The sequence below is a fragment of the Variovorax sp. DAIF25 genome (assembly GCF_050711835.1).
GTDB lineage: Bacteria > Pseudomonadota > Gammaproteobacteria > Burkholderiales > Burkholderiaceae_C > Variovorax.
This window is the reverse complement of sequence record NZ_CP136636.1, coordinates 719298-738842: the sequence shown is the minus strand read 5'-3', so window position 1 is coordinate 738842 and position 19545 is coordinate 719298. Positions and strand designations below refer to the sequence as shown.

Annotated in this window: 16 protein-coding genes and 1 pseudogene; 11 read left to right on the top strand and 6 right to left on the bottom strand. The window is 70.0% G+C overall.

The window, feature by feature from the left end:
• Positions 1-161 precede the first annotated feature (161 nt).
• On the top strand, positions 162-2336 hold the full coding sequence (locus tag R0232_RS03460) for a malate synthase G (RefSeq protein WP_431511243.1): 2175 nt from the start codon (positions 162-164) through the stop codon (positions 2334-2336).
• 94 nt (positions 2337-2430) lie between these two features.
• Positions 2431-3669, top strand: a complete 1239-nt coding sequence (locus R0232_RS03455; protein WP_398495392.1) for a nitrate/nitrite transporter — start codon at positions 2431-2433, stop codon at positions 3667-3669.
• 3 nt (positions 3670-3672) lie between these two features.
• Here the strand turns inward: R0232_RS03455 and R0232_RS03450 are convergent, their stop codons facing one another.
• The gene (locus R0232_RS03450) at positions 3673-4449 is read right to left on the bottom strand and encodes a hypothetical protein (RefSeq protein WP_431511242.1); all 777 of its coding nucleotides are present in this window, start codon (positions 4447-4449) and stop codon (positions 3673-3675) included.
• 2 nt (positions 4450-4451) lie between these two features.
• Positions 4452-4667: a hypothetical protein gene (locus R0232_RS03445; RefSeq protein ID WP_093350583.1), complete on the bottom strand. Its 216-nt coding sequence runs from the start codon at positions 4665-4667 to the stop codon at positions 4452-4454.
• A 503-nt stretch (positions 4668-5170) separates the two neighbouring features.
• Between R0232_RS03445 and R0232_RS03440 the strand changes: the two genes are divergently transcribed.
• Positions 5171-5680 carry a fasciclin domain-containing protein gene (locus tag R0232_RS03440; RefSeq protein ID WP_281077368.1) on the top strand — a complete coding sequence of 170 codons (510 nt, stop codon included), beginning with the start codon at positions 5171-5173 and terminating at the stop codon, positions 5678-5680.
• Between the two features lie 21 nt (positions 5681-5701).
• On the opposite strand, the gene R0232_RS03435 is transcribed toward R0232_RS03440, so the two are convergent.
• Complete coding sequence (locus R0232_RS03435) at positions 5702-6649, bottom strand: LysR substrate-binding domain-containing protein (RefSeq protein WP_093350580.1); 948 nt, start codon at positions 6647-6649, stop codon at positions 5702-5704.
• Positions 6650-6730: 81 nt separating this feature from the next.
• Between R0232_RS03435 and R0232_RS03430 the strand changes: the two genes are divergently transcribed.
• The 4 genes from R0232_RS03430 to R0232_RS03415 all read left to right on the top strand — a co-directional run bounded on the left by R0232_RS03430 (position 6731) and on the right by R0232_RS03415 (position 9604).
• Entirely contained in the window at positions 6731-7048 is a 318-nt protein-coding gene (locus R0232_RS03430) for a DUF2917 domain-containing protein (protein ID WP_256222837.1), read from the top strand.
• A gap of 153 nt (positions 7049-7201) precedes the next feature.
• A complete protein-coding gene (locus R0232_RS03425) occupies positions 7202-8029 on the top strand; it encodes an enoyl-CoA hydratase-related protein (protein WP_431511241.1) in 828 nt (275 codons plus the stop codon).
• A 91-nt stretch (positions 8030-8120) separates the two neighbouring features.
• Positions 8121-9383 carry a 6-phosphofructokinase gene (locus R0232_RS03420; RefSeq protein WP_431511240.1) on the top strand — a complete coding sequence of 421 codons (1263 nt, stop codon included), beginning with the start codon at positions 8121-8123 and terminating at the stop codon, positions 9381-9383.
• Positions 9383-9604: a cysteine-rich CWC family protein gene (locus R0232_RS03415; protein WP_208510532.1), complete on the top strand. Its 222-nt coding sequence runs from the start codon at positions 9383-9385 to the stop codon at positions 9602-9604. The genes R0232_RS03420 and R0232_RS03415 overlap by 1 nt, the downstream gene beginning before the upstream one ends.
• Here R0232_RS03415 and R0232_RS03410 read toward each other — a convergent pair.
• Positions 9592-10998, bottom strand: a complete 1407-nt coding sequence (locus R0232_RS03410; RefSeq protein ID WP_431511239.1) for a zinc-binding metallopeptidase family protein — start codon at positions 10996-10998, stop codon at positions 9592-9594. The genes R0232_RS03415 and R0232_RS03410 overlap by 13 nt on opposite strands.
• Positions 10999-11155: 157 nt before the next feature.
• On the opposite strand from R0232_RS03410, the gene R0232_RS03405 reads away from it, so the two are divergent.
• The 4 genes from R0232_RS03405 to R0232_RS03390 all read left to right on the top strand — a co-directional run bounded on the left by R0232_RS03405 (position 11156) and on the right by R0232_RS03390 (position 17138).
• Complete coding sequence (locus R0232_RS03405) at positions 11156-12664, top strand: MFS transporter (protein ID WP_431511238.1); 1509 nt, start codon at positions 11156-11158, stop codon at positions 12662-12664.
• A gap of 71 nt (positions 12665-12735) precedes the next feature.
• The gene (locus R0232_RS03400; RefSeq protein ID WP_093350556.1) at positions 12736-13872 is read left to right on the top strand and encodes an ABC transporter substrate-binding protein; all 1137 of its coding nucleotides are present in this window, start codon (positions 12736-12738) and stop codon (positions 13870-13872) included.
• A gap of 53 nt (positions 13873-13925) precedes the next feature.
• Positions 13926-14693 carry a class II glutamine amidotransferase gene (locus tag R0232_RS03395; RefSeq protein WP_208513417.1) on the top strand — a complete coding sequence of 256 codons (768 nt, stop codon included), beginning with the start codon at positions 13926-13928 and terminating at the stop codon, positions 14691-14693.
• Between the two features lie 171 nt (positions 14694-14864).
• Positions 14865-17138 carry a TonB-dependent receptor gene (locus R0232_RS03390; RefSeq protein WP_398495410.1) on the top strand — a complete coding sequence of 758 codons (2274 nt, stop codon included), beginning with the start codon at positions 14865-14867 and terminating at the stop codon, positions 17136-17138.
• Between the two features lie 79 nt (positions 17139-17217).
• Here R0232_RS03390 and gshB read toward each other — a convergent pair whose 3' ends face one another.
• Both gshB and R0232_RS03380 read right to left on the bottom strand, forming a co-directional pair.
• Positions 17218-18174: a glutathione synthase gene (gshB, locus tag R0232_RS03385; protein ID WP_057593846.1), complete on the bottom strand. Its 957-nt coding sequence runs from the start codon at positions 18172-18174 to the stop codon at positions 17218-17220.
• Positions 18174-19451: pseudogene (locus tag R0232_RS03380) on the bottom strand (benzoate/H(+) symporter BenE family transporter); the annotation flags it as partial. The gene gshB and the pseudogene R0232_RS03380, both read right to left, overlap by 1 nt.
• Positions 19452-19545 lie beyond the last annotated feature (94 nt).

Sequence of the window (19545 nt, the reverse complement as noted above, 5' to 3'; positions counted from 1 at the left end):
CTTCGATTACCTCCATTTTTGTCATCGATTAATCCCGCTTTGAGCTATTACTCTTCACTACGGTATGCAATAAAGTGGAGGTTATGGATCGCGCGTGTGCGCGCCCCGAATCCGAATACACCCCACCGCATCGCTTTGCATTTCGTCCCCGAGGAGAAAACATGACCGCCCGCACCACCGCCCACGGACTCCAGGTCGCGACCGAACTCCACCGCTTCGTCGAGGAGAAGGTGCTGCCCGCCAGCGGCGTGGCCAGCGAGACCTTCTGGAAGGGTTTCGACGCCATCGTCACCGACCTCGCGCCCAAGAACGTGGCGCTGCTCGCCGAGCGCGACCGCCTGCAGAGCGAACTCGACGCCTGGCACAAGAAGAACCCCGGCCCGATCGCCGACATGCCGGCCTACCGCGCCTTCCTCGAGAAGATCGGCTACCTGCTGCCGCAACCCCAGGGCGCGAAGGCGACCACCGCCAACGTCGACGCAGAACTGGCGCAGCAGGCCGGCCCGCAGTTGGTGGTGCCGATCCTCAACGCGCGCTACGCGCTCAACGCCGCCAACGCCCGCTGGGGCTCGCTGTACGACGCGCTGTACGGCACCGATGCCATTCCCGAAACCGGCGGCGCCGAGAAGGGCAAGGGCTACAACCCCGTGCGCGGCGCCAAGGTCATCGAGTTCGCGCGCAACGTGCTCGACCAGGCCGCGCCGCTGGTCAACGGCTCGCACAAGAACGCCACCGGCTACAGCGTGAAGGACGGCCAGCTGGTCGTCGCGCTGCAGAGCAGCAGCACCGCGCTGGCCGATCCCGCGCAGTTCATCGGCTACCAGGGCGATGCCTCGGCCCCGTCGTCGGTGCTGCTCAAGCACAACGGCATCCACCTCGACATCCGCATCGACCGCTCCACCCCGATCGGCAAGAGCGACGCCGCCGGCGTCAGCGACCTGGTGCTCGAGGCAGCGCTGTCGACCATCCTCGACCTCGAGGACTCGGTGGCCGTGGTCGATGCCGCCGACAAGGTGGTCGCCTACTCGAACTGGCTCGGCATCGTGCAGGGCACGCTGACGGAAGAAGTCGCCAAGGGCGGCAAGACCTTCACGCGCGGCCTCAACCCCGACCGCGAATACACCGGCGCCAACGGCCAGCCGATCAAGCTGCATGGCCGCTCGCTGATGTTCCTGCGCAACGTGGGCCATCTGATGACCAATCCGGCCGTGCTGTACGACGGCGGCAAGGAAATCCCCGAAGGCATCCTCGATGCCGTGGTGACCACCACCATCGCGATGATCGATCTCAAGCGCAAGGGCAACTCGCGCACCGGCAGCATCTACATCGTCAAGCCCAAGATGCACGGCCCGGCCGAAGTGGCCTTCGCGAGCGAGCTGTTCGGCCGCGTCGAGCAGCTGCTGGGCCTGCCGGCCAACACCGTGAAGCTCGGCATCATGGACGAGGAGCGCCGCACCAGCGTGAACCTCAAGGCCTGCATCGCCGAGGCCGCCGCGCGCGTGGCCTTCATCAACACCGGCTTCCTCGACCGCACCGGCGACGAGATGCACACCGCCATGCAGGGCGGCCCGATGATCCGCAAGGGCGACATGAAGGCCAGCGCCTGGATCGGCGCCTACGAGAAGAACAACGTGCTGGTCGGCCTGTCGTGCGGCCTGCGCGGCAAGGCGCAGATCGGCAAGGGCATGTGGGCCATGCCCGACCTGATGGCCGCCATGCTCGAGCAGAAGATCGGCCATCCGAAGGCCGGTGCCAACACCGCCTGGGTGCCCTCGCCCACCGCCGCCACGCTGCATGCGCTGCACTACCACCAGGTCAGCGTGACCGCGGTGCAGCAGGAGCTCGAGAAGATCGACGCCGATGCCGAGCGCGACAACATCCTGAACGCGCTGCTGCAGGTGCCGATCGCCGCCGAAGCCAAGTGGACCGAGGCCGAGAAGCAGCAGGAGATCGACAACAACGTGCAGGGCATCCTCGGCTACGTGGTGCGCTGGATCGACCAGGGCGTGGGCTGCTCGAAGGTGCCCGACATCCACAACGTGGGCCTGATGGAAGACCGTGCCACGCTGCGCATCTCGAGCCAGCACATCGCCAACTGGCTGCTGCACGGCGTGGTCACCAAGGCGCAGGTCGACGAGACCTTCCAGCGCATGGCCAAGGTGGTCGACGAGCAGAACGCCGGCGACCCGCTGTACCAGCCGATGGCCGGCCACTTCGACAGCTCGGCCGCCTACAAGGCCGCGCAGGACCTGGTGTTCAAGGGCATCGAGCAGCCCAGCGGCTACACCGAGCCGCTGCTGCACGCCTGGCGCCTGAAGGTCAAGGGCGAAGCCTGATCGCCGAGCGTACGACTCGCGAACCACGGCGCCTTCGGGCGCCGTTTTTCATGGCTGGTTAGGATGCGTGCCGCTCTCCGTTTCCTGCTTTCCCATGACGTTCTCCCCGGCCCGCGCACGCTCGGCCACCTCGATGCTGATCGTGCTGGCCTCGGCCTTCGCGCTGAGCCAGGCCTTCCGCACCGTCGGCGCGATGATGGCCACGCCGCTGTCGCAGCACTTCGGCCTCACGGCGCAGGCGCTCGGCCTGTGGGCCGGCACCTTCCACTTCATGTTCGGCGCCACGCAGCTCGCGATGGGCGTCTCGATCGACATGTACGGCGTGCGCCGCACGGTGCTCACGGCCTTTCCGCTCGCGATCGCGGGCGCGGTGCTGTGCGCGCTGGCGCCGAGCTTCCATGCGCTGCTGCTCGGCCAGGCGATGATCGGCGTCGGCTGCGCGCCGGCCTTCCTGGCCTGCACCGTGTTCATCGCGCGCCACTTCGAGGCCGCGCGCTTCACCGCGATGTCGGGCCTGGTCATGAGCCTCGCGGGCCTGGGCATCCTGTTCACCGGCACCCCGCTGGCGCTGCTGATCGAGGCCGCGAGCTGGCGCGCGGGCTATGCCTGCCTCGCGGGCTTCGCGGTGCTGTCGTGGGGCTTCGTGTTCTGGCGCGTGCACGAGCCGCCGCATGCGCAGGCCACGCAGCGCCAGACGGTGGGCAAGGCGGTGCGCGAGCTGCTGCCGCTGTTCGCGATGCCGCACACGCTGGGCCTGCTGTGCTTCGCCTGCGTCTCGTACGCGGCCTTCATCACCTTGCGCGGCCTGTGGCTCGGCCCGGTGCTGCACGACCGCCACGGGCTCTCGCTCGTGAGCAGCGGCAACGTCGCGCTGGTGATGACCGTCGCGGGCATGATCAGCCCGGCCCTGTTCGGCCGACTCGATCCCGGCGGTGCGCGGCGCGGGCGCTGGCTCATGGGCTGCGCCTCGGCGGCCGCGATCATGTTCGCGCTGATGGCGTTCACGCAGTCGCTGGCGGTCGACATCGGCCTGCCGATCCTCTACGGCCTGCTCTCGGGCTACTCGGTGCTGCAGTACTCGTACACGCGCGCCGCCTACCCGGCCGCGATGACCGGGCGCGCGCTGTCGTTGCTCAACATGGCGATGTTCCTCGGCGTCTCGCTGATGCAGTGGACCACCGGCGTGGCCGCCTCGTGGGCGGCCTCGAACGGTGTCGAGCCGTTCCGCGCGGTGTTCCTCACGATCGCGCTGATGCTGGCCGCGGGCACCACGGCCTTCCTGCTGCTGCCGCGCGCGCACGAACGCACGGGCGCGGTCGCCGCCGGCCGTTGAGGCTCAGCCGAGCCGCGAGCGCACCTCCACGCGGCCCAGCCGGCGCATGCCTTGCGCGTACACGTGCGGCCGGCCGTACATGGCCTGCGCATCGGTGCTGCCGAAGGCCGGCGCCTCGCAACCCTTGCGCGTGACGATGCAGCGGCGCAGCACGTCGTAGCGCCGCGGCTCGGCCTCGCCGCCGCGCGCCTCGGGCAGGCGCGCGAGCCTCACCTCCCACCAGGCGCCGTCGATGCAGTGCCACTGCGTGACGGCATCGATCACGTGATAGGGCGCATAGGGCCGCACCGTGTCGCGGCTGCCATAGCGCTCGGCCCACTCGGCCTTGCGCTGCTGCTTCGCGCGCTGCAGGTGGCGGTTGGGCAGCAGGATGCCCGTGCCGGGATGCACGAACAGTTCCACCGACGCCGACTCGCGCAGCGGCACCATCCGTTGCTGCCACATGCGGCCCGGCACCCACACCTCGCCCTCGTGCAGTTCGGCCTGGCGTTCGACGAACTGGTCGATGTGCACGAAGATGTGCGCCTGCACCGTGTTGCGCCGGTCGATGCCTTCGCAGAGTTCGCTCCACACCTTGTCCCAGGGCCGATGCACCTGCTTGTGCAGCCAGCGCTTGAGCGGCTGCAGGTTCTCGCTGAGCCACTTGGGGCGCTGGTAGCCGCGCCGCATGCCCAGGTGCGAGCCGCGCTCGGGGCTGTTGCGCCAGGGGCGGCCGTCGCCCTGCACGCGCCAGCCGCCGCGCGGGCGTTCCACGATCACCTTGTCCATGTCTTCGCGCATGGTCAGTCCTCCTTCAGTCCGCGCGCCGCCTTCTGCAGCGCGACCTTCTGCGCGCGCCGCTCGGCGCGATGCGTGCGCAGGTGGCGGCCCGCACCCTGGCTGGATGCGCGGCGTGCCATCGCGGCCACGACGGGATTGCGCGGGGCTTCGCCCGGCACCGAGAAATAGAACCGGCCCAGACGCTTCTCGTCGTCGCGGGCCTTTCGCTGAGCACTCATGTGCACACACTCCGGATCAAAAACAAAAAGGCCCCGGCGAACGTTTGCGCGCGGGGCCCTCGTCGATACGGCCGCGGCGGGATGCGTGGATGCACATCCGGCCGGGGCGGTCGGTGTGCGGTCAGGAGTTCAGAGAACGGTTCATTGAAGTGGTGGGGCGCCCGGGAGGTCGATCGTCGCCGTGCGCGCGTGAAGGAAAAACTGTCGCTGAAAAATGAAGGCCGGATTCTGGCGAGGCCGCGCGCGGCGCGCAAGACCGTTGTGCAACGCTGTGGCGTGAAGGCGACGTGTCCCATGCGCCGGCAGCGAAGAAAAAAACCAGCGCGCGAATCCAGCCGCGCATGCGCCCCGTATTGGTCTCAAGCGCATCGCGCCTCCGCGCTGTTGGCGGTTCCACAGACACACGGCGGTGCGCGCATGGCGCACTCCTCAAGGAGACCTTCATGAAGAAACTCGTCATCGCACTCGGTGTCTCGGTCCTGCTCGGCGCTTGCGCGGGCGGCATGGGCATGGGTGGCAGCAGCAACACGAACACGCCCATGGTCGGCGGCGCACCGATGTATCCCACGAAGGACATCGTCGACAACGCCGTGAATTCCAAAGACCACACGACGCTGGTCGCCGCGGTGAAGGCCGCGGGCCTGGTCGACACGCTCAAGAGTCCCGGCCCGTTCACCGTGTTCGCACCGACCAACGCGGCCTTCGCCGCGCTGCCGCCCGGCACGGTCGACACGCTGCTCAAGCCCGAGAACAAGGGCACGCTGACGACGGTGCTGACCTACCACGTGGTGCCCGGCCGCATGGATGCCGCCGCGCTCGCGAACGCGATCAAGGCCGGCGGCGGCAAGGCCGTGCTGAAGACCGCGAGCGGCGGCACGCTGACCGCGATGATGAGCGGCAGCAACGTGCTCGTGACCGACGCGAAGGGCGGCACCGCGATGGTGACGATCGCCGACGTCTACCAGTCGAACGGCGTGATCCACGTCGTGAACAAGGTGCTGCTGCCGGGCTGATCGCCCGCCGGCGCGGCGTGCTCAGGCGCGCTGCGCCGCCTCGGCCTCCTCGCGCAGCCACTGCGCGAACTCCAGCGCGTCGCGGTTGCCCGCGGCACGCCGCGAGGTCTCGACGAAATAGCCGCGCTGCGAGGCCGCGCCCTCGCCCAGCGGCGCCACCAGCCGGCCCTCGCGCATCAGCTCGCGCAGCAGCGGCAGGCGCCCGATCACCACGCCCTGCCCCGCCACCGCCGCGCCCACCGCGTCGGCGTACTGCGTGAAGCGCAGCGTGCTCTTCATGCGCAGGTCGTGCAGCCCCATCACCTTGAGCCAGGGCTCCCAGTCGATCGTGGGCGCCTCGCTGTGGTCGGGGTACTCGACCGTGAGCAAGGTGAGGTTCGCGAGATCGGCCGGCTTGCGCAGCGACTTGGCGAGCGCGGGCGAGCACAGCGGCACCACGCTCTCCTCGAACAGCGCCGGCCCCTTGCCGCGCGAGACCGGCATCAGCCGCACCGCCACGTCGACGCGGCTGCGCTCGAGGTCGAGCACCTCGAGCGTGGCCGACACGCGTACATCGACCTGCGGATGGCTGCCGGTGAAGCGCGCGAGCCGCGGGATCAGCCACAGCGAGGCGAAGCCCGGCGTGGTGGTGATCGCGACCTGGCGCGGCGCCGAGCCGGCGCGCACGCGCGCGGTGGCATCGCGCAGCCGCTCCAGGCTGTCGGTGACGGCGCGCTGCATCACGCCACCGGCCTCGGTGAGCACCAGCGCGCGGTGGCGGCGCTCGAACAGCAGCACGCCCAGGCTGGCCTCGAGCTGCTGGATCTGCCGGCTCACGGCCGACTGCGTGAGGTGCAGCTCGGTCGCAGCCAGCGTGAAGCTCAGCCGGCGCGCGGCCGCCTCGAAGCTGCGCATGAGTTCCAGCGGCGGCAGGTCGACCACGCTCTGGGGCTGGGCCGGCGAGGCCTTCTTTGCATTCTCGATACGCATGCAATGAGTTCCAAAAGACCGTTTGTAAAGGACTGGGCGCTCAATATATTCATTCGCATGACGAATGCAATGGAGCTTGCCATGAGCACCCCCTTCCCTTCCTGCTTCCAGCTCAGCCTGCCGGCGCGCGCGGTCTTCGCCGTGGCCGATGGCGCCGGCGTGGGCATCGAATGCCGCAGCGGCTCGGTCTGGGTCACCCTGGACCGTGATCCGCGCGACATCGTGCTCGAGCCCGGCGAGCGCTTCGAGGGCACCGAGCACCGCCGCATCCTGGTGTCGGCGCTCGAGCCCGCGCGCATCACGGTGTCGGACGCGCAGCCGGCCGCGATCCCGCTGCCGGTGCCCGCGCGCCGGCGGTCGCCTTGGCGACTGCTGCCCCACGGGTTGTCCCCGGCTTGACCCTGGCTCCCCGGCATCGAACCATCGATGCCAGGGAACCGGAGCACGCGATCCAGAGCCGCCCCGTCGACGGGCGGCTTTTTCTTTGGGCGCCGTGCACGGTCATCCATTCCCGCCGAACATCCGAGCCGACGAACACGTGGAGAGATTCCGATGACGCAGCAGCCACCACAGGACCCGGGCGCGCAGCCCTGCGTGCTCTACGCGCTCGACGAGGGCATCGCCACCCTCACGCTCAACCTGCCGGCCAAGCTCAATCCGCTGGCGATCGAGCTGCAGCAGGAATTGCGCGCCCACCTCGAACGCATCCGTGACGACCGCGCCGTGCGCGCCCTGATCCTCACGGGCGCCGGCAAGGCCTTCTGCGTGGGCGCCGACCTCAGTGCGATGCGACCGCCGCAGAACGGCAAGACGCTCGGCGACCAGACCGCCGAATGGATGCAGTCGCTGAGCAACCCGCTGATCGAGACGCTGCAGTCGATGCCGATCCCCGTGGTGGCCGCCGTCAACGGCGCGGCCGCCGGTGCCGGCGTGGGCCTCGCGCTCGCGGCCGACATCACGCTGGCGGCGCGCAGCGCCTACTTCTACCTGCCCTTCCTGCCCAAGCTCGGCATCGTGCCGGACCTGGGCTGCACCTGGGCCATTCCGCATCGCGCGGGCCGGGCGCGCGCGATGGGCATGGCGCTGCTCGACGAGCGGCTCGGCGCAGGGCGCGCGGTGCAGTGGGGCCTGATCTGGGGCTGCGTGGACGACGAGAACCTGATGGCCGAGGCGCGCGACACCGCGCAGCGCCTCGCGCGCCTGCCCGCGCACGCAGTGACCGAGGCGCGCGCCGCCTTCGCCGCGGCCGCCCGCCACACGCTGCCCGAGCAGCTGCACTACGAGAGCGAGCGCCAGCGCGAGCTGATCGAGCGAACGACCTTCCGCGAGGGCGTGAGCGCGTTCCTGCAGAAGCGCGCGCCGGAGTTTCCGGGGCGCTGAGCAAAGCCGGCGCGCGGCATCCCTCTGCGCGGCTGGCCGCTGTCATGCGAGTGCGCCAGAATGGCCCTTCCGCACGCGAAGGAGCCCCCGCATGCCCACGAACCCCACCAACGCCTTCTACGCCCAGTCGGGCGGTGTCACCTCGGTCATCAATGCCTCGGCCTGCGGCGTGATCGAAACGGCGCGCCGACATCCCGAGCGCATCGGCAAGGTCTATGCCGGGCGCAACGGCATCATCGGCGCGCTGACCGAGGACCTGATCGACACCGGCGCCGAGGCGGCCGAGGCCATCGCCGCGCTGCGCAGCACGCCCGCGGGCGCCTTCGGCTCCTGCCGCTACAAGCTCAAGTCGCTCGAGAAGAACCGGCGCGAGTACGAGCGGCTGATCGAGGTCTTCAAGGCGCACGGCATCGGCTACTTCTTCTACAACGGCGGCGGCGATTCGGCCGACACCTGCTTCAAGGTGAGCCAGCTCTCGCAGTCGATGGGCTATGCGCTGCAAGCCATCCACGTGCCCAAGACCATCGACAACGACCTGCCGCTGACCGACTGCTGCCCGGGCTTCGGCTCGGTCGCGAAGTACGTGGCGGTGTCCACGCTCGAGGCCTCGTTCGACGTGCGCTCGATGGCCGCCACCTCGACCAAGGTGTTCGTGCTCGAGGTGATGGGCCGGCACGCGGGCTGGATCGCGGCGGCCGGCGGCCTGGTGGCCGACCAGGGCATTCCGGTGGTGGTGCTGTTCCCCGAGATCGAGTTCGACAAGACACGCTTCCTCGCGCGCGTCGATGCGCTGGTGAAGCAGCACGGCTACTGCTCGGTGGTGGTGTCCGAGGGCTGCCACCATCCCGACGGCACCTTCCTCGCCGAGCAGGGCACGCGCGACGCCTTCGGGCATGCGCAGCTCGGCGGCGCGGCGCCCGTGGTGGCGCAGATGGTGAAGGACGCGCTGGGCCACAAGTTCCATTGGGCGGTGGCCGACTACCTGCAGCGCGCGGCGCGCCACATCGCCTCGGCCACCGACGTGCGCCAGGCCTACGAACTCGGGCAGCGCGCGGTCGAGCTCGCGCTCGAGGGCCACAACGCGGTGATGCCGACGATCGAACGCACCAGCGACCTGCCTTATGCCTACGCCATCGGCAGCGCGCCGCTGGCCTCGGTGGCCAATGTCGAGAAGCCGATGCCGCGCGACTTCATCTCCGACGACGGCTACGGCATCACCGAGAAATGCCGGCGCTACCTGCTGCCGCTGATCGAAGGCGAGGACTACCCGGCCTACCGCGGTGGCCTGCCAGTCTATGCCACGCTGAACAACGTGGCGGTGCCGAAGAAGCTGCCGCCGTTCGAGCTCGCGTGATGGCGAACACGGTGCAGGCGCTCGACGCCACGCGCTGCCCGCTGTGCGGCGAGGCGAACCGTTGCGCGATGGAGATCGAGCGCGAGACCGGCCAGCCGCAGCCGCCGTGCTGGTGCATGGCGGTGGATTTCTCGCAGGCACCGCTCGAGCGCCTGCCCGAGGCACTGCGCGGCCAGGCCTGCATCTGCGCGCGCTGCGCGGCGGGCGTTCAGGGCGACTGAACCGCGGGCTGGGCCGGCGCCTCGGCCGTCTGCTGTTGCGACTGCTGCTGTCCCTGCACCTGCTCCTGCATCTGCTCCGGTGCCTGGGCCTGCTCCTGTGCTTCCGCAGCGGCCTCGGCCGCTGCCTCCACATCCTGCGCCGTCACCAGCGAAGGCCCGCCGTCGCCGCGCAGCTCGGTCACCACGCAGTGGATGAACTGCAGCTTGCCGACGGCGGTGCGCGGCAGCACGAAGGGATAGAAGTCGGGCTGGCCCATGCTGCGCGACAGCTCGTTGAGCACGTTGGTCAGCCGCACCCAGCTGTTGATGAAGTCGAGGAATTTCGCGGCCTCGGGATGCTCGGGCCGCCACAGGTCCTCGGGCGTGAAGAGGTCGCTCGTGAGTTCGACGTTGGTGGCATCGACGCCGAAGCTCATCGCGGTGTCGGCCGAATCGGCCATGTGCAGGTAGTGGGCCCAGGTCTCGGCCCAGTCCTCCCACGGATGCATGCTGGCGTAGCTGCTCACGAGGCGCTGCGCCCAGTCGGGCGGCGGGCCCTGGTTGTAGTGCTGCTGCAGCGCGGCGCCGTAGTCGGCGCGCTCGTCGCCGAACAGCGTGCGGAAGTCCTCGAGCCAGGCCGAGGGCAGCACCAGCAGGTCCCAGTAGTAGTGGCCGATCTCGTGGCGGAAGTGGCCCACCAGCGTGCGGTAGGGCTCGCGCATCTCGGTGCGGATGCGCTCGCGCACCGCGTCCTCGGCCTCCTCGGCATTGAGGGTGATGATGCCGGTGTCGTGGCCGGTCATCACATGCGGGCCGCCCGGCACGTTGCTCAGGAAGTCGAAGGCCAGGCCGTGCACCGGATCGGCATGGCGGCTCACCACCGGCAGCCGCAGCGCGAGCAGCTGCGAGATCAGGCGCCGCTTGGCCTGCTCGAGCTTGCGCCAGAGTTCGTCGTTGCCGGCCACCGAGAGGTCGGGAATGGTGCGCGTGACGCTGCAGGCCAGGCAGTAGCCGGGCGCGAGGCCGTGCGTGTCGGGCGCGAGCGCCTGGCCCGGGCGCGCCACCGGCACCATCCAGTTGCAGGCCGCGGGCGTCATCAGGTTGGCGCAGCGCCGGTAGGTCGGGCCCTGCGGGTCGCCGAAGATCGTGTAGCTGTCGGGCTCGGCGACGGCGTTGCCGTTGGCGTCCTCGGCCGCGGCGGGCGCGAGCGGCACCACGCCGAGGCTGTCCTCGACGTAGCCCAGCGGCGTGTGGCAGGCCAGGCATTCGCTGTTGCGCAGGAACACGGGCCGGCCGCACTGGCAGCGGTAGGCGCGCGTGACGGTGGGCGCGGCGAGCTCGGCGGCCAGGGTGGTCGCGCCCTCGGCGGGCTCGGATGGAAGGTCGTCGTTCGTCGCGGGCGGAGAGAGGTCCATGGTCGTCTTTGCGTTGTATCGGCGGCGGGTCGGATGCGGGACAGCCCGGGCATTGTGGAGCCGGCCCTTGCGCGGGCCGCCGCGCAAAGCCCGATATGCTTGTAGGACGACGGGCCCGGCATCGCCGACCTTCACGCCCGACGCTCCCCCACCGCCGATGACCCACCAAGAGACGCCCGAAGCCGCCCCGCCGGCCCCGCCCCCCGCCATGGGCCCGCTGCGCGCGCGCTACGGCGAACGCTACCGCTGGTACCTGCTGCTGTCGGTGATGGTCGGCACGATGGCCTCGATCATGTCCTCGACCATCGTCAACGTGGCGATCCCCGGCATGAGCCACCACTTCTCGCTGGGCCAGGAGCGCGCCCAGTGGGTGAGCTCGGGCTTCATGGTGGCGATGACGGTGTCGATGCTCACCACGCCCTGGCTGCTGGCGCGCTACGGCTACCGGCGCACCTACGTGGGCACGATGCTGCTGCTGCTGGCCGGTGGCGTCGCGGGCGGCATGGCCAACGATTTCTCGCTGGTGCTGCTGGCGCGCGTGGCCGAGGGCCTGGCCGCGGGCGTGGTGCAGCCCATCCCCGCGATCATCATCCTGCGCGCCTTCGAGCCCCACGAGCAGGGTCGCGCGAGCGGCATCTTCGGCATGGGCGTGGTGCTGGCGCCGGCCATCGGCCCGAGCATCGGCGGCGTGCTGGTCGACCTGTTCGGCTGGCGCTCGATCTTCTACATGGTGGTGCCGTTCTGCCTCGCTTCGCTGTGGCTGGCCTACAAGTTCGTGCCGACCACCGCACCCGGCGGCGCGGTCGCGGCGCGCAGCGGCGGGCTCGACGTGCGCGGCCTCGCGCTCGGCACCGTGGGCACGCTGTGCCTGCTCAACGGGCTGGTGGCGCTGCGCGGCGATTCGCCGCTCGAGGCGGCCGCGCTGCTGGGCGGCGCGCTGCTCTCGTTCGGGCTCTTCATCTGGTGGCAGCGGCGGCTGGCGGCCGCGGGCGGCACGCCGCTGATGAACCTCGCGCTGTTCGGCTACCGCCAGTTCGCGATGGGCAGCGTGGTCGCCTTCATCTACGGCACCGCGCTGTTCGGCTCCACCTACCTGCTGCCGGTCTACATGCAGGTCGGGCTGCACCTGTCGGCCTCGCACGTGGGGACGATCCTGCTGCCGGCCGGCTTCGTGCTGGCGGCCACCATCGCGGGCGTGGGCCGGCTGGCCGACCGGCAGCCGACCTGGGCGCTGGTGAGCATCGGGCTGGCGCTGCTGGCGGCCTCGTTCGCGCTGATGATGGTGCTGCGCGCCGACAGCGCGCTGTGGCTGCTGGTGGCGTTCGCGATCGTCGGGCGCATCGGGCTGGGCTTCATCCTGCCCTCGCTGAACCTGGGTTCGATGCGGCCGCTGGCCAAGCCGCTGATCCCGCAGGGCGCGAGCGCGATCAACTTCGTGCGCATGCTCGGCGGCGCGGCCGGCGTGAGCCTGTGCGCGATCGTGCTCGAGTGGCGGCTGGCGGCGCACGGCGACTCGCTCGCCAACCCGCAGACCAGCCCGGCGCGGCTGGCGGCCTTCGACGAGGTGTTCGCGATGCTGGCCGGCCTGTGCGCGCTCGCGATCTGCGCGGCCTGGCAGCTGCGCATCCGCGCGAATCCCGACGACGTGCCCCGCAAGCCGGGGTAAACCCCTGCGGGCAAACACCCGCCCATCGATTTCAATTGTTATCAGTTGTATCGATTGGACGGTTTTCTCCCATGCATCGTCGGAATTTCATGGCCGCCTCGGCGGCCGCGGCCAGCCTTGGCCTTTTTTCCGTGGCCCGCGCGGCCGAGAACGGGGTCACGGACACCGAGGTGGTGCTCGGCCACACCGGCATCCTCAGCGGCCCGCTGGGCGCGCCGATCAAGGTGGTGATGGCCGGCGCCGGGCTGGCCTTCGACGCCGTCAACGCGCAGGGCGGCGTCTCGGGCCGCAAGATCCGGCTGGTGTCGCTCGACGACGAGCTCTCGCCCGAGAAGGCGGTGGCCAACTACGAGAAGCTGCTCGGCGAGCACCGCGCGTTCGCCTTCTTCGGCTGCGTCGGCTCGGCCACCACCGCGGCCGCGGCCAAGGTGCTGTCGCAAAGCGGCGCGCCGATGGTCGCGGGCTACGCGGTGTCGGATTCGGCGCGCGAGAAGGTCATGGGCTCGGGCTACTTCGTGCGCGCCACCTTCGCGCGCGAGGCGCAGGCGCTGGTGCAGCACCTCACGACCATCGGCGTGACGCGCATCGCCTCGGCCTGCCTCGACAACCCGGGCGGCGCCGAGGTCACGAAGCTGGTCGAGGCCGCGCTCGCGGCGCACCAGCTCAAGCCGGTGGCGGCCGTGGCGGTCAAGGGCGACGGCTCGACCAACGCCGCCATGGGCAAGGCGCTGGCCGACAGCAAGGCGCAGGCGGTGATCATGTACCTGGGCGGCGCCATCGGCGGCGAGGTGATGAAGAGCGCCTGGGACGCGGGCGGGCGCCAGATGTTCTACGGCATGTCGATCGTGCCGGGCGACGTCACGGCCAAACTGGTGGGCGACAAGACCAGCGGGCTGGCGATCTCGCAGGTGGTGCCCTATCCCTGGAGCGAGGTCGAGCCGGTGGCGCGCGACTACCGCCAGCTCGCCGAGCGCGCCAAGGTCGACATCGGCTACCTGAGCTTCGAGGGCTACGTGAACGCGCTGGTGATGATCGAGTCGCTGCGCCGTGCCGGCCGCGACCTCACGCGCGCGCGGCTGCATGCGGCGCTCAAGGCGATGAAGCTGCGCATCGCCGGCATGGAGCTCGACTTCACCGGCGCCAGCAACACCGGCTCGCGCTTCATCGAGATGGTCCGCGTGACCAAGGAAGGCCGCTTCCTGCGCTGAAGCGGAAGCAAACCCGGGCGCTCGGGTAAGCGGGGGCGGTGTCTAATGGCCCCATGTGTCAATTGCTAGGGATGAACTGCAACACGCCGACCGACGTGACCTTCAGCTTCACGGGGTTCGCGCAGCGCGGTGGCCGCACCGACCACCACGCCGACGGCTGGGGCATCGCCTTCTTCGAGGACCGCGGCCTGCGCCATTTCGTCGACCACCAGCCGGCCTGCGAGTCGCCGGTGGCCGAGCTGATCCGGCGCTACCCGATCCAGAGCCGCAACGTCATCGCCCACATCCGCAAGGCCACCCAGGGCGAGGTCAACCTGCAGAACTGCCACCCCTTCGTGCGCGAGCTGTGGGGCCGCTACTGGGTGTTCGCGCACAACGGCGACCTGAAGGACTTCCGCCCGCGGCTGCACGGCAACTTCCACCCGGTGGGCAACACCGACAGCGAGCACGCCTTCTGCTGGCTGATGCAGGAGCTCGCGAAGTCGCATGCGGGCGTGCCGAGCGTCGAGGAGCTCACGCTCACCTTGCGCGAACTCGCGCCCCAGCTCGCGCGGCACGGCACCTTCAACTTCATGCTCTCGAACGGCCAGGCGCTGTGGGCCCATGCCTCCACGCACCTCTGGTACGTGGAACGGCGCCATCCCTTCGTGACCGCGCAGCTGTCGGACGAGGACCTCGAGATCGACTTCGCCCAGCACACCACGCCCAACGACCGCGTCGCGGTGGTGGTGACCGCGCCGCTGACCACCAACGAGGAATGGACCGCGTTCGAGCCGGGCGAGCTGCACGTGTTCGTGGACGGGCGGCGCTCGGAGCGCTGAGGGGGCGGCCCCGGCGCGGCCGCTGCGGCAACACCTGATTCGGTCAGGCAATGGCCCTGCCGATGAAACGTTTTTTCTGACACATTTTTGCAACACTGCAAGAAAGTATCGGTGGGCCGACGGAGTCCGTTAACAATAACGGTTCTCATTTGCGTGAAAAACGAACCGTCCATGCCCGCCTCCTCCGCCCTTCTCCGCGCCAGCCTTCGCCCGACCGTCGCCGCGACGCTGCTCGCCCTCCATGCCCTGACGGCCTCGGCGCAGAGCGCCGCGCCGGCACCGGCTGCCGCAACCGCTCCCACCGCCCCCGGCGCCGCGCTGGGCACCATCACCGTCGAAGCCAGCGCCGATGCCTCGGCCGAAGGCCTGGCCAAGCCCTACGCCGGCGGCCAGGTGGCGCGCGGCGGCCGCGCCGGCATCCTGGGCACCCGGGACATGATGGAAACGCCGTTCTCGAGCAACAACTACACCAACGAGCTGATCCAGAACCAGCAGGCCCGCAGCGTGGCCGACGTGCTGCAGAACGATCCCTCGGTGCGCGTGGCGCGCGGCTTCGGCAACTTCCAGGAGTCCTATTTCATCCGCGGCTTCATCGTCAATTCCGACGACATCGCCTACAACGGCCTGTACGGCCTGCTGCCGCGCCAGTACATCGCCTCCGAGCTGTTCGAGCGCGTGGAAGTGTTCCGCGGCGCGAGCGCCTTCCTCAACGGCGCGGCGCCCACGGGCGGCGGCATCGGCGGCACCATCAACCTGCTGCCCAAGCGCGCGCCGAACGAAGCGCTCACGCAGTTCACGCTCGGCACCGCGAGCGGCTCGCAGTCCTATGCCGCGACCGACATCGCGCGCCGCTTCGGTCCCGACGACAGCGTGGGCGTGCGCGTGAATGCCGTCCACCGCGACGGCGGCACGGCGGTGAACGGCGAAGGCGTCAAGCTCGATGCGCTGGCGGTCGGTCTCGACTGGCGCAGCCGCGACGCGCGCATCTCGGCCGACATCGGCCACCAGGAACACCGCCTGCGCAACACGCGCCCCAACGTCACGCTCGGCAGCGCCGTCACCGTGGTGCCCAAGGCGCCCGACAACGACACCAACTTCGCCCAGCCCTGGACCTACTCCTACGAGCGCGACACCTTCGGCTCGGTGCGCGGCGAATACGACATCACGCCGAACATCACGGCCTGGGCCGCGGCCGGCGCGCGCAGCAGCTACGAGAACAACTCGCTCGCGGGCCCGACGGTGTCCAACGGCCTGACCGGCGCCTTCACCACCAGCCGCTTCGACAACACGCGCGAGGACAAGGTCAAGACCGCCGAGCTCGGCATCCGCGGCAAGGCGCGCACCGGCAGCGTGGGCCACGAGTGGGTGCTGGGCTACTCCTACTTCGACCTCGACAAGAAGAACGCCTATGGCCTGGGCCTGGGCACCGGCGGCACGCTCGCCAGCAACATCTACTACCCGCGCGGCTACCTGCCGACGCAGCTCACCTACCTGGGCAACAACCTCGCGAGCCCGCGCCTGAACGGCACCATCACGCTCAAGAGCGTGGCGATCGGCGACACGATGTCCTTCCTGGACGACCGCCTGCTCGTCACGCTCGGCGTGCGCCGCCAGTCGATCGAGACCAGCGACATCAGCTACCAGATCGTGAGCGGTGGCAAACTGACCTCGGCCGGCGGCACCGTCACCTCGTACGACCAGAGCCGCACCAGCCCGGTGGCCGGCATCGTGTTCAAGGCGCGCGAGGACCTGTCGGTCTACGCGAACTACATCGAAGGCCTGTCGCCCGGCGAGAGCGCCCCCGCGCAATCGAACGGCCAGCCGGTGCTCAACGCCGGCCAGTCGCTGCGTCCCTACGTGTCGAAGCAGAAGGAAATCGGCGTCAAGTACGACGCCGGCCGCATCGGCGGCAGCCTGGCGCTGTTCAGCACCGCCAAGCCACGCGCCTTCGTGGCCAACGGCTCGTTCCAGGCCGGCGGCGAGGACCGCCACCGCGGTGTCGAGCTCAACGTCTTCGGCGAGGCGACCAAGGGCCTGCGCGTGCTCGGTGGCGTGACCTGGCTCGACGCCAAGCAGAAGGAAACGGGCAGCCTCACCACCGATGGCAAGCGCGTGATCGGCGTGCCGAAGGCGCAGGGCAGCATCGGCGTCGAATGGGACGTGCCGGGCGTGCAGGGCCTGTCGCTCAACGGCCGCGTCGTGACCAGCGGCTCGAGCTACGCGGATGCGATCAACACGCTGCGCGTGCCCGGCTGGACGCGCCTGGACGTGGGTGCGCGCTACGTCACCGAAGTCGGCAACGGCAAGCTGCTGACCCTGCGCGCGCGCATCGAGAACGTGGCCGACCGCAACTACTGGGCTTCGGTGGGCGGCTATCCGGGCTCGGGCTACCTGGTGCTGAGCAATCCGCGCACCTTCAGCCTGTCGGCCACGGTCGACTTCTGATCGGCGATCCCGGCTTCCTCGGGATCGAAAAAAAGGCGCCCGGGGCGAAGATCGCCCCGGGCGCCTTTTTTCATGGCCCTCAGGCCGCCTGCTTCAGATGCGCCTCCAGCGCGTCGACGAACATCGCCGGCACGTCGAACCCGGTCTGCTCCGTGATCTCCTGGAAGCAGGTCGGGCTGGTCACGTTGATCTCGGTCACCGAGTCGCCGATCACGTCGAGGCCGATCAGCAGCAGCCCGCGCGGCGCGAGCGCGCGGCCCACGATCTCGGCGATCTCGCGGTTGCGCGGCGTGAGCGGCTGGGCCACGCCCTTGCCGCCGGCCGCGAGGTTGCCGCGCACCTCGGTGCCCTGCGGGATGCGCGCCAGCACGAAGGGCGCGGGCTCGCCCGCGATGATCAGGATGCGCTTGTCGCCCTCGACCACGTCGGGCACGAAGCGCTGCACCATGATGGTCTCGGCGCCGTCCTTGTTGAGCGTCTCGACGATCGAGCCGAGGTTCAGCGCGTCCTGCTTCACGCGGAAGATGCCCATGCCGCCCATGCCGTCGAGCGGCTTCAGGATGATGTCGCCGTGCTGCGCATGGAAGTCGCGCACCGCCTGCGCGCTGCGCGTGACCAGCGTGGGCGCGGTGAACTGCGGAAACTCCATGATCGCGAGCTTCTCGGGATGGTCGCGCAGCGCGCGCGGCTTGTTCACCACGCGCGCGCCCTCGCGCTCGGCCTGCTCGAGCAGGTGGGTGGCGTAGATGTATTCGGCGTCGAAGGGCGGGTCCTTGCGCATCAGCACGGCGTCGAAATCGGCCAGCGCCTTGGTCTCGACGATGTCGACGGCGTACCAGTCCTTCGGGTCGCCGGTCAGCGTGACCTGGCGCACCGTGGCCGTGACCTTGCCGCCCGACACCCACTGCAGGTCCTGCGGCAGGCAGGCCGCGATGCGGTGGCCGCGGCGCTGGGCCTCGCGCATCATCGAGAAGGTGGTGTCCTTGTAGATCTTGAAGTGATCGAGCGGATCGGCCACGAAGAGGATGTTTTTCATCAGGAGGTCTTTCCGGCGCCCGGCGGGGCCGCCATGTTGCTGCTGTCGGTCGCGATGTTGCCGGAAGCGGCGAGGCCCTGGCCGGCCGGGGCTTTTGGCGGACCCGGCCGGTTGCCCAGCCGCTGCACCGCGAGCGCGAACGCGCCCGCCACCACGCCCCAGAAGGCCGAGCCGATGCCGGCGATGGTCACGCCCGAGAGCGTGACCAGGAAGGTGATCAGCGCGGCCTCGCGGTGCGGCTCGTCGCGCACCGCGGCCGCCAGCCCGCCGCCGATGGTGCCGAGCAGCGCGAGCCCCGCGATGGCCGCGACCAGCTCCTTCGGGAAGGCCGTGAGCAGCCCGGTCACGGCCGCGCCGAACAGGCCGATCACGACGTAGATCGCGCCGCAGCTCACGGCCGCGGTGTAGCGCCGCGCCGGATCTTCATGGGCTTCGCGGCCCATGCAGATCGCGGCGGTGATGGCGCTGAGGTTGAGCGCGAAGGCGCCGAAGGGCGCGAGCACCAGCGTGGTCAGGCCGCTGATCGTGATGAGCTTGCTGACCGGCAGCTCGCCGTAGCCGGCGGCGCGGATCGCGGCCACGCCCGGCAGGTTCTGCGAGGCCATGGTGACGACGAACAGCGGCAGCGCCAGGCTCACGATCGCCTGCCAGTGGAACACCGGCATGACGAACACCGGCCAGGTCAGCGAGAAATGCACCGCCGACCAGGCGAGCTCGCCGCGCGCCGCCGCGAAGGCGATCGCCACCAGCAGCGTGAGCGGCACCGCATAGCGCGGCAGCCAGCGCTTGCCCACGAGGTAGGTGGCCAGCATCAGCAGCACCAGGGGCAGCGCGGTCTGCGCCGCGGTGAAGGCCGCGAGGCCGAAGCGCGCGAGCACGCCGGCCAGCAGCGCCGAGGCGATGGCCATCGGGATGCGATTCATCACGCGCTCGAACCAGCCGGTGGCGCCGGCCAGCACGATCAGCAGCGCGCAGACGACGAAGGCGCCGACCGCCTCGCCCATGCCGTGGCCCGCACCGGCCACCGCCAGCACCGCGGCGCCGGGCGTGCTCCAGGCGATCATCACGGGCTTGCGCCACCACAGCGAGGGCAGCATCGAGGCCAGCCCCATGCCGATGCCCAGCGCCCACATCCACGAGGCCACCATCTCGGGCGTGGCACCGAAGGCCTGCGCGGCCTGGAACACGATGGCCACCGAACTCGTGAAACCGACGAGCACGGCGACGAAGCCGGCGGTGAAGGCGGAGAGGCTCAGGTCCTTGAAGAAACGCATCGCGCGATTGTGCCGGGCCGCCCGTGCCGGCCCGCGCTGGCCGAACGATGGTCAACCATTTCCGATCGATATGTCGACCATCGGGCACGAGGCTTGC

Coding starts and splice junctions, on each gene's coding strand:
- R0232_RS03445 (WP_093350583.1), bottom strand. CDS start 4,667: ATGAGTGCTCAGCGAAAGGCCCGCGACGACGAGAAGCGTCTGGGCCGG.
- R0232_RS03400 (WP_093350556.1), top strand. CDS start 12,736: ATGCATCGTCGGAATTTCATGGCCGCCTCGGCGGCCGCGGCCAGCCTT.
- R0232_RS03395 (WP_208513417.1), top strand. CDS start 13,926: ATGTGTCAATTGCTAGGGATGAACTGCAACACGCCGACCGACGTGACC.
- gshB (WP_057593846.1), bottom strand. CDS start 18,174: ATGAAAAACATCCTCTTCGTGGCCGATCCGCTCGATCACTTCAAGATC.
- R0232_RS03410 (WP_431511239.1), bottom strand. CDS start 10,998: ATGGACCTCTCTCCGCCCGCGACGAACGACGACCTTCCATCCGAGCCC.
- R0232_RS03430 (WP_256222837.1), top strand. CDS start 6,731: ATGAGCACCCCCTTCCCTTCCTGCTTCCAGCTCAGCCTGCCGGCGCGC.
- R0232_RS03460 (WP_431511243.1), top strand. CDS start 162: ATGACCGCCCGCACCACCGCCCACGGACTCCAGGTCGCGACCGAACTC.
- R0232_RS03435 (WP_093350580.1), bottom strand. CDS start 6,649: ATGCGTATCGAGAATGCAAAGAAGGCCTCGCCGGCCCAGCCCCAGAGC.
- R0232_RS03415 (WP_208510532.1), top strand. CDS start 9,383: ATGGCGAACACGGTGCAGGCGCTCGACGCCACGCGCTGCCCGCTGTGC.
- R0232_RS03420 (WP_431511240.1), top strand. CDS start 8,121: ATGCCCACGAACCCCACCAACGCCTTCTACGCCCAGTCGGGCGGTGTC.
- R0232_RS03405 (WP_431511238.1), top strand. CDS start 11,156: ATGACCCACCAAGAGACGCCCGAAGCCGCCCCGCCGGCCCCGCCCCCC.
- R0232_RS03455 (WP_398495392.1), top strand. CDS start 2,431: ATGACGTTCTCCCCGGCCCGCGCACGCTCGGCCACCTCGATGCTGATC.
- R0232_RS03440 (WP_281077368.1), top strand. CDS start 5,171: ATGGGCATGGGTGGCAGCAGCAACACGAACACGCCCATGGTCGGCGGC.
- R0232_RS03425 (WP_431511241.1), top strand. CDS start 7,202: ATGACGCAGCAGCCACCACAGGACCCGGGCGCGCAGCCCTGCGTGCTC.
- R0232_RS03390 (WP_398495410.1), top strand. CDS start 14,865: ATGCCCGCCTCCTCCGCCCTTCTCCGCGCCAGCCTTCGCCCGACCGTC.
- R0232_RS03450 (WP_431511242.1), bottom strand. CDS start 4,449: ATGCGCGAAGACATGGACAAGGTGATCGTGGAACGCCCGCGCGGCGGC.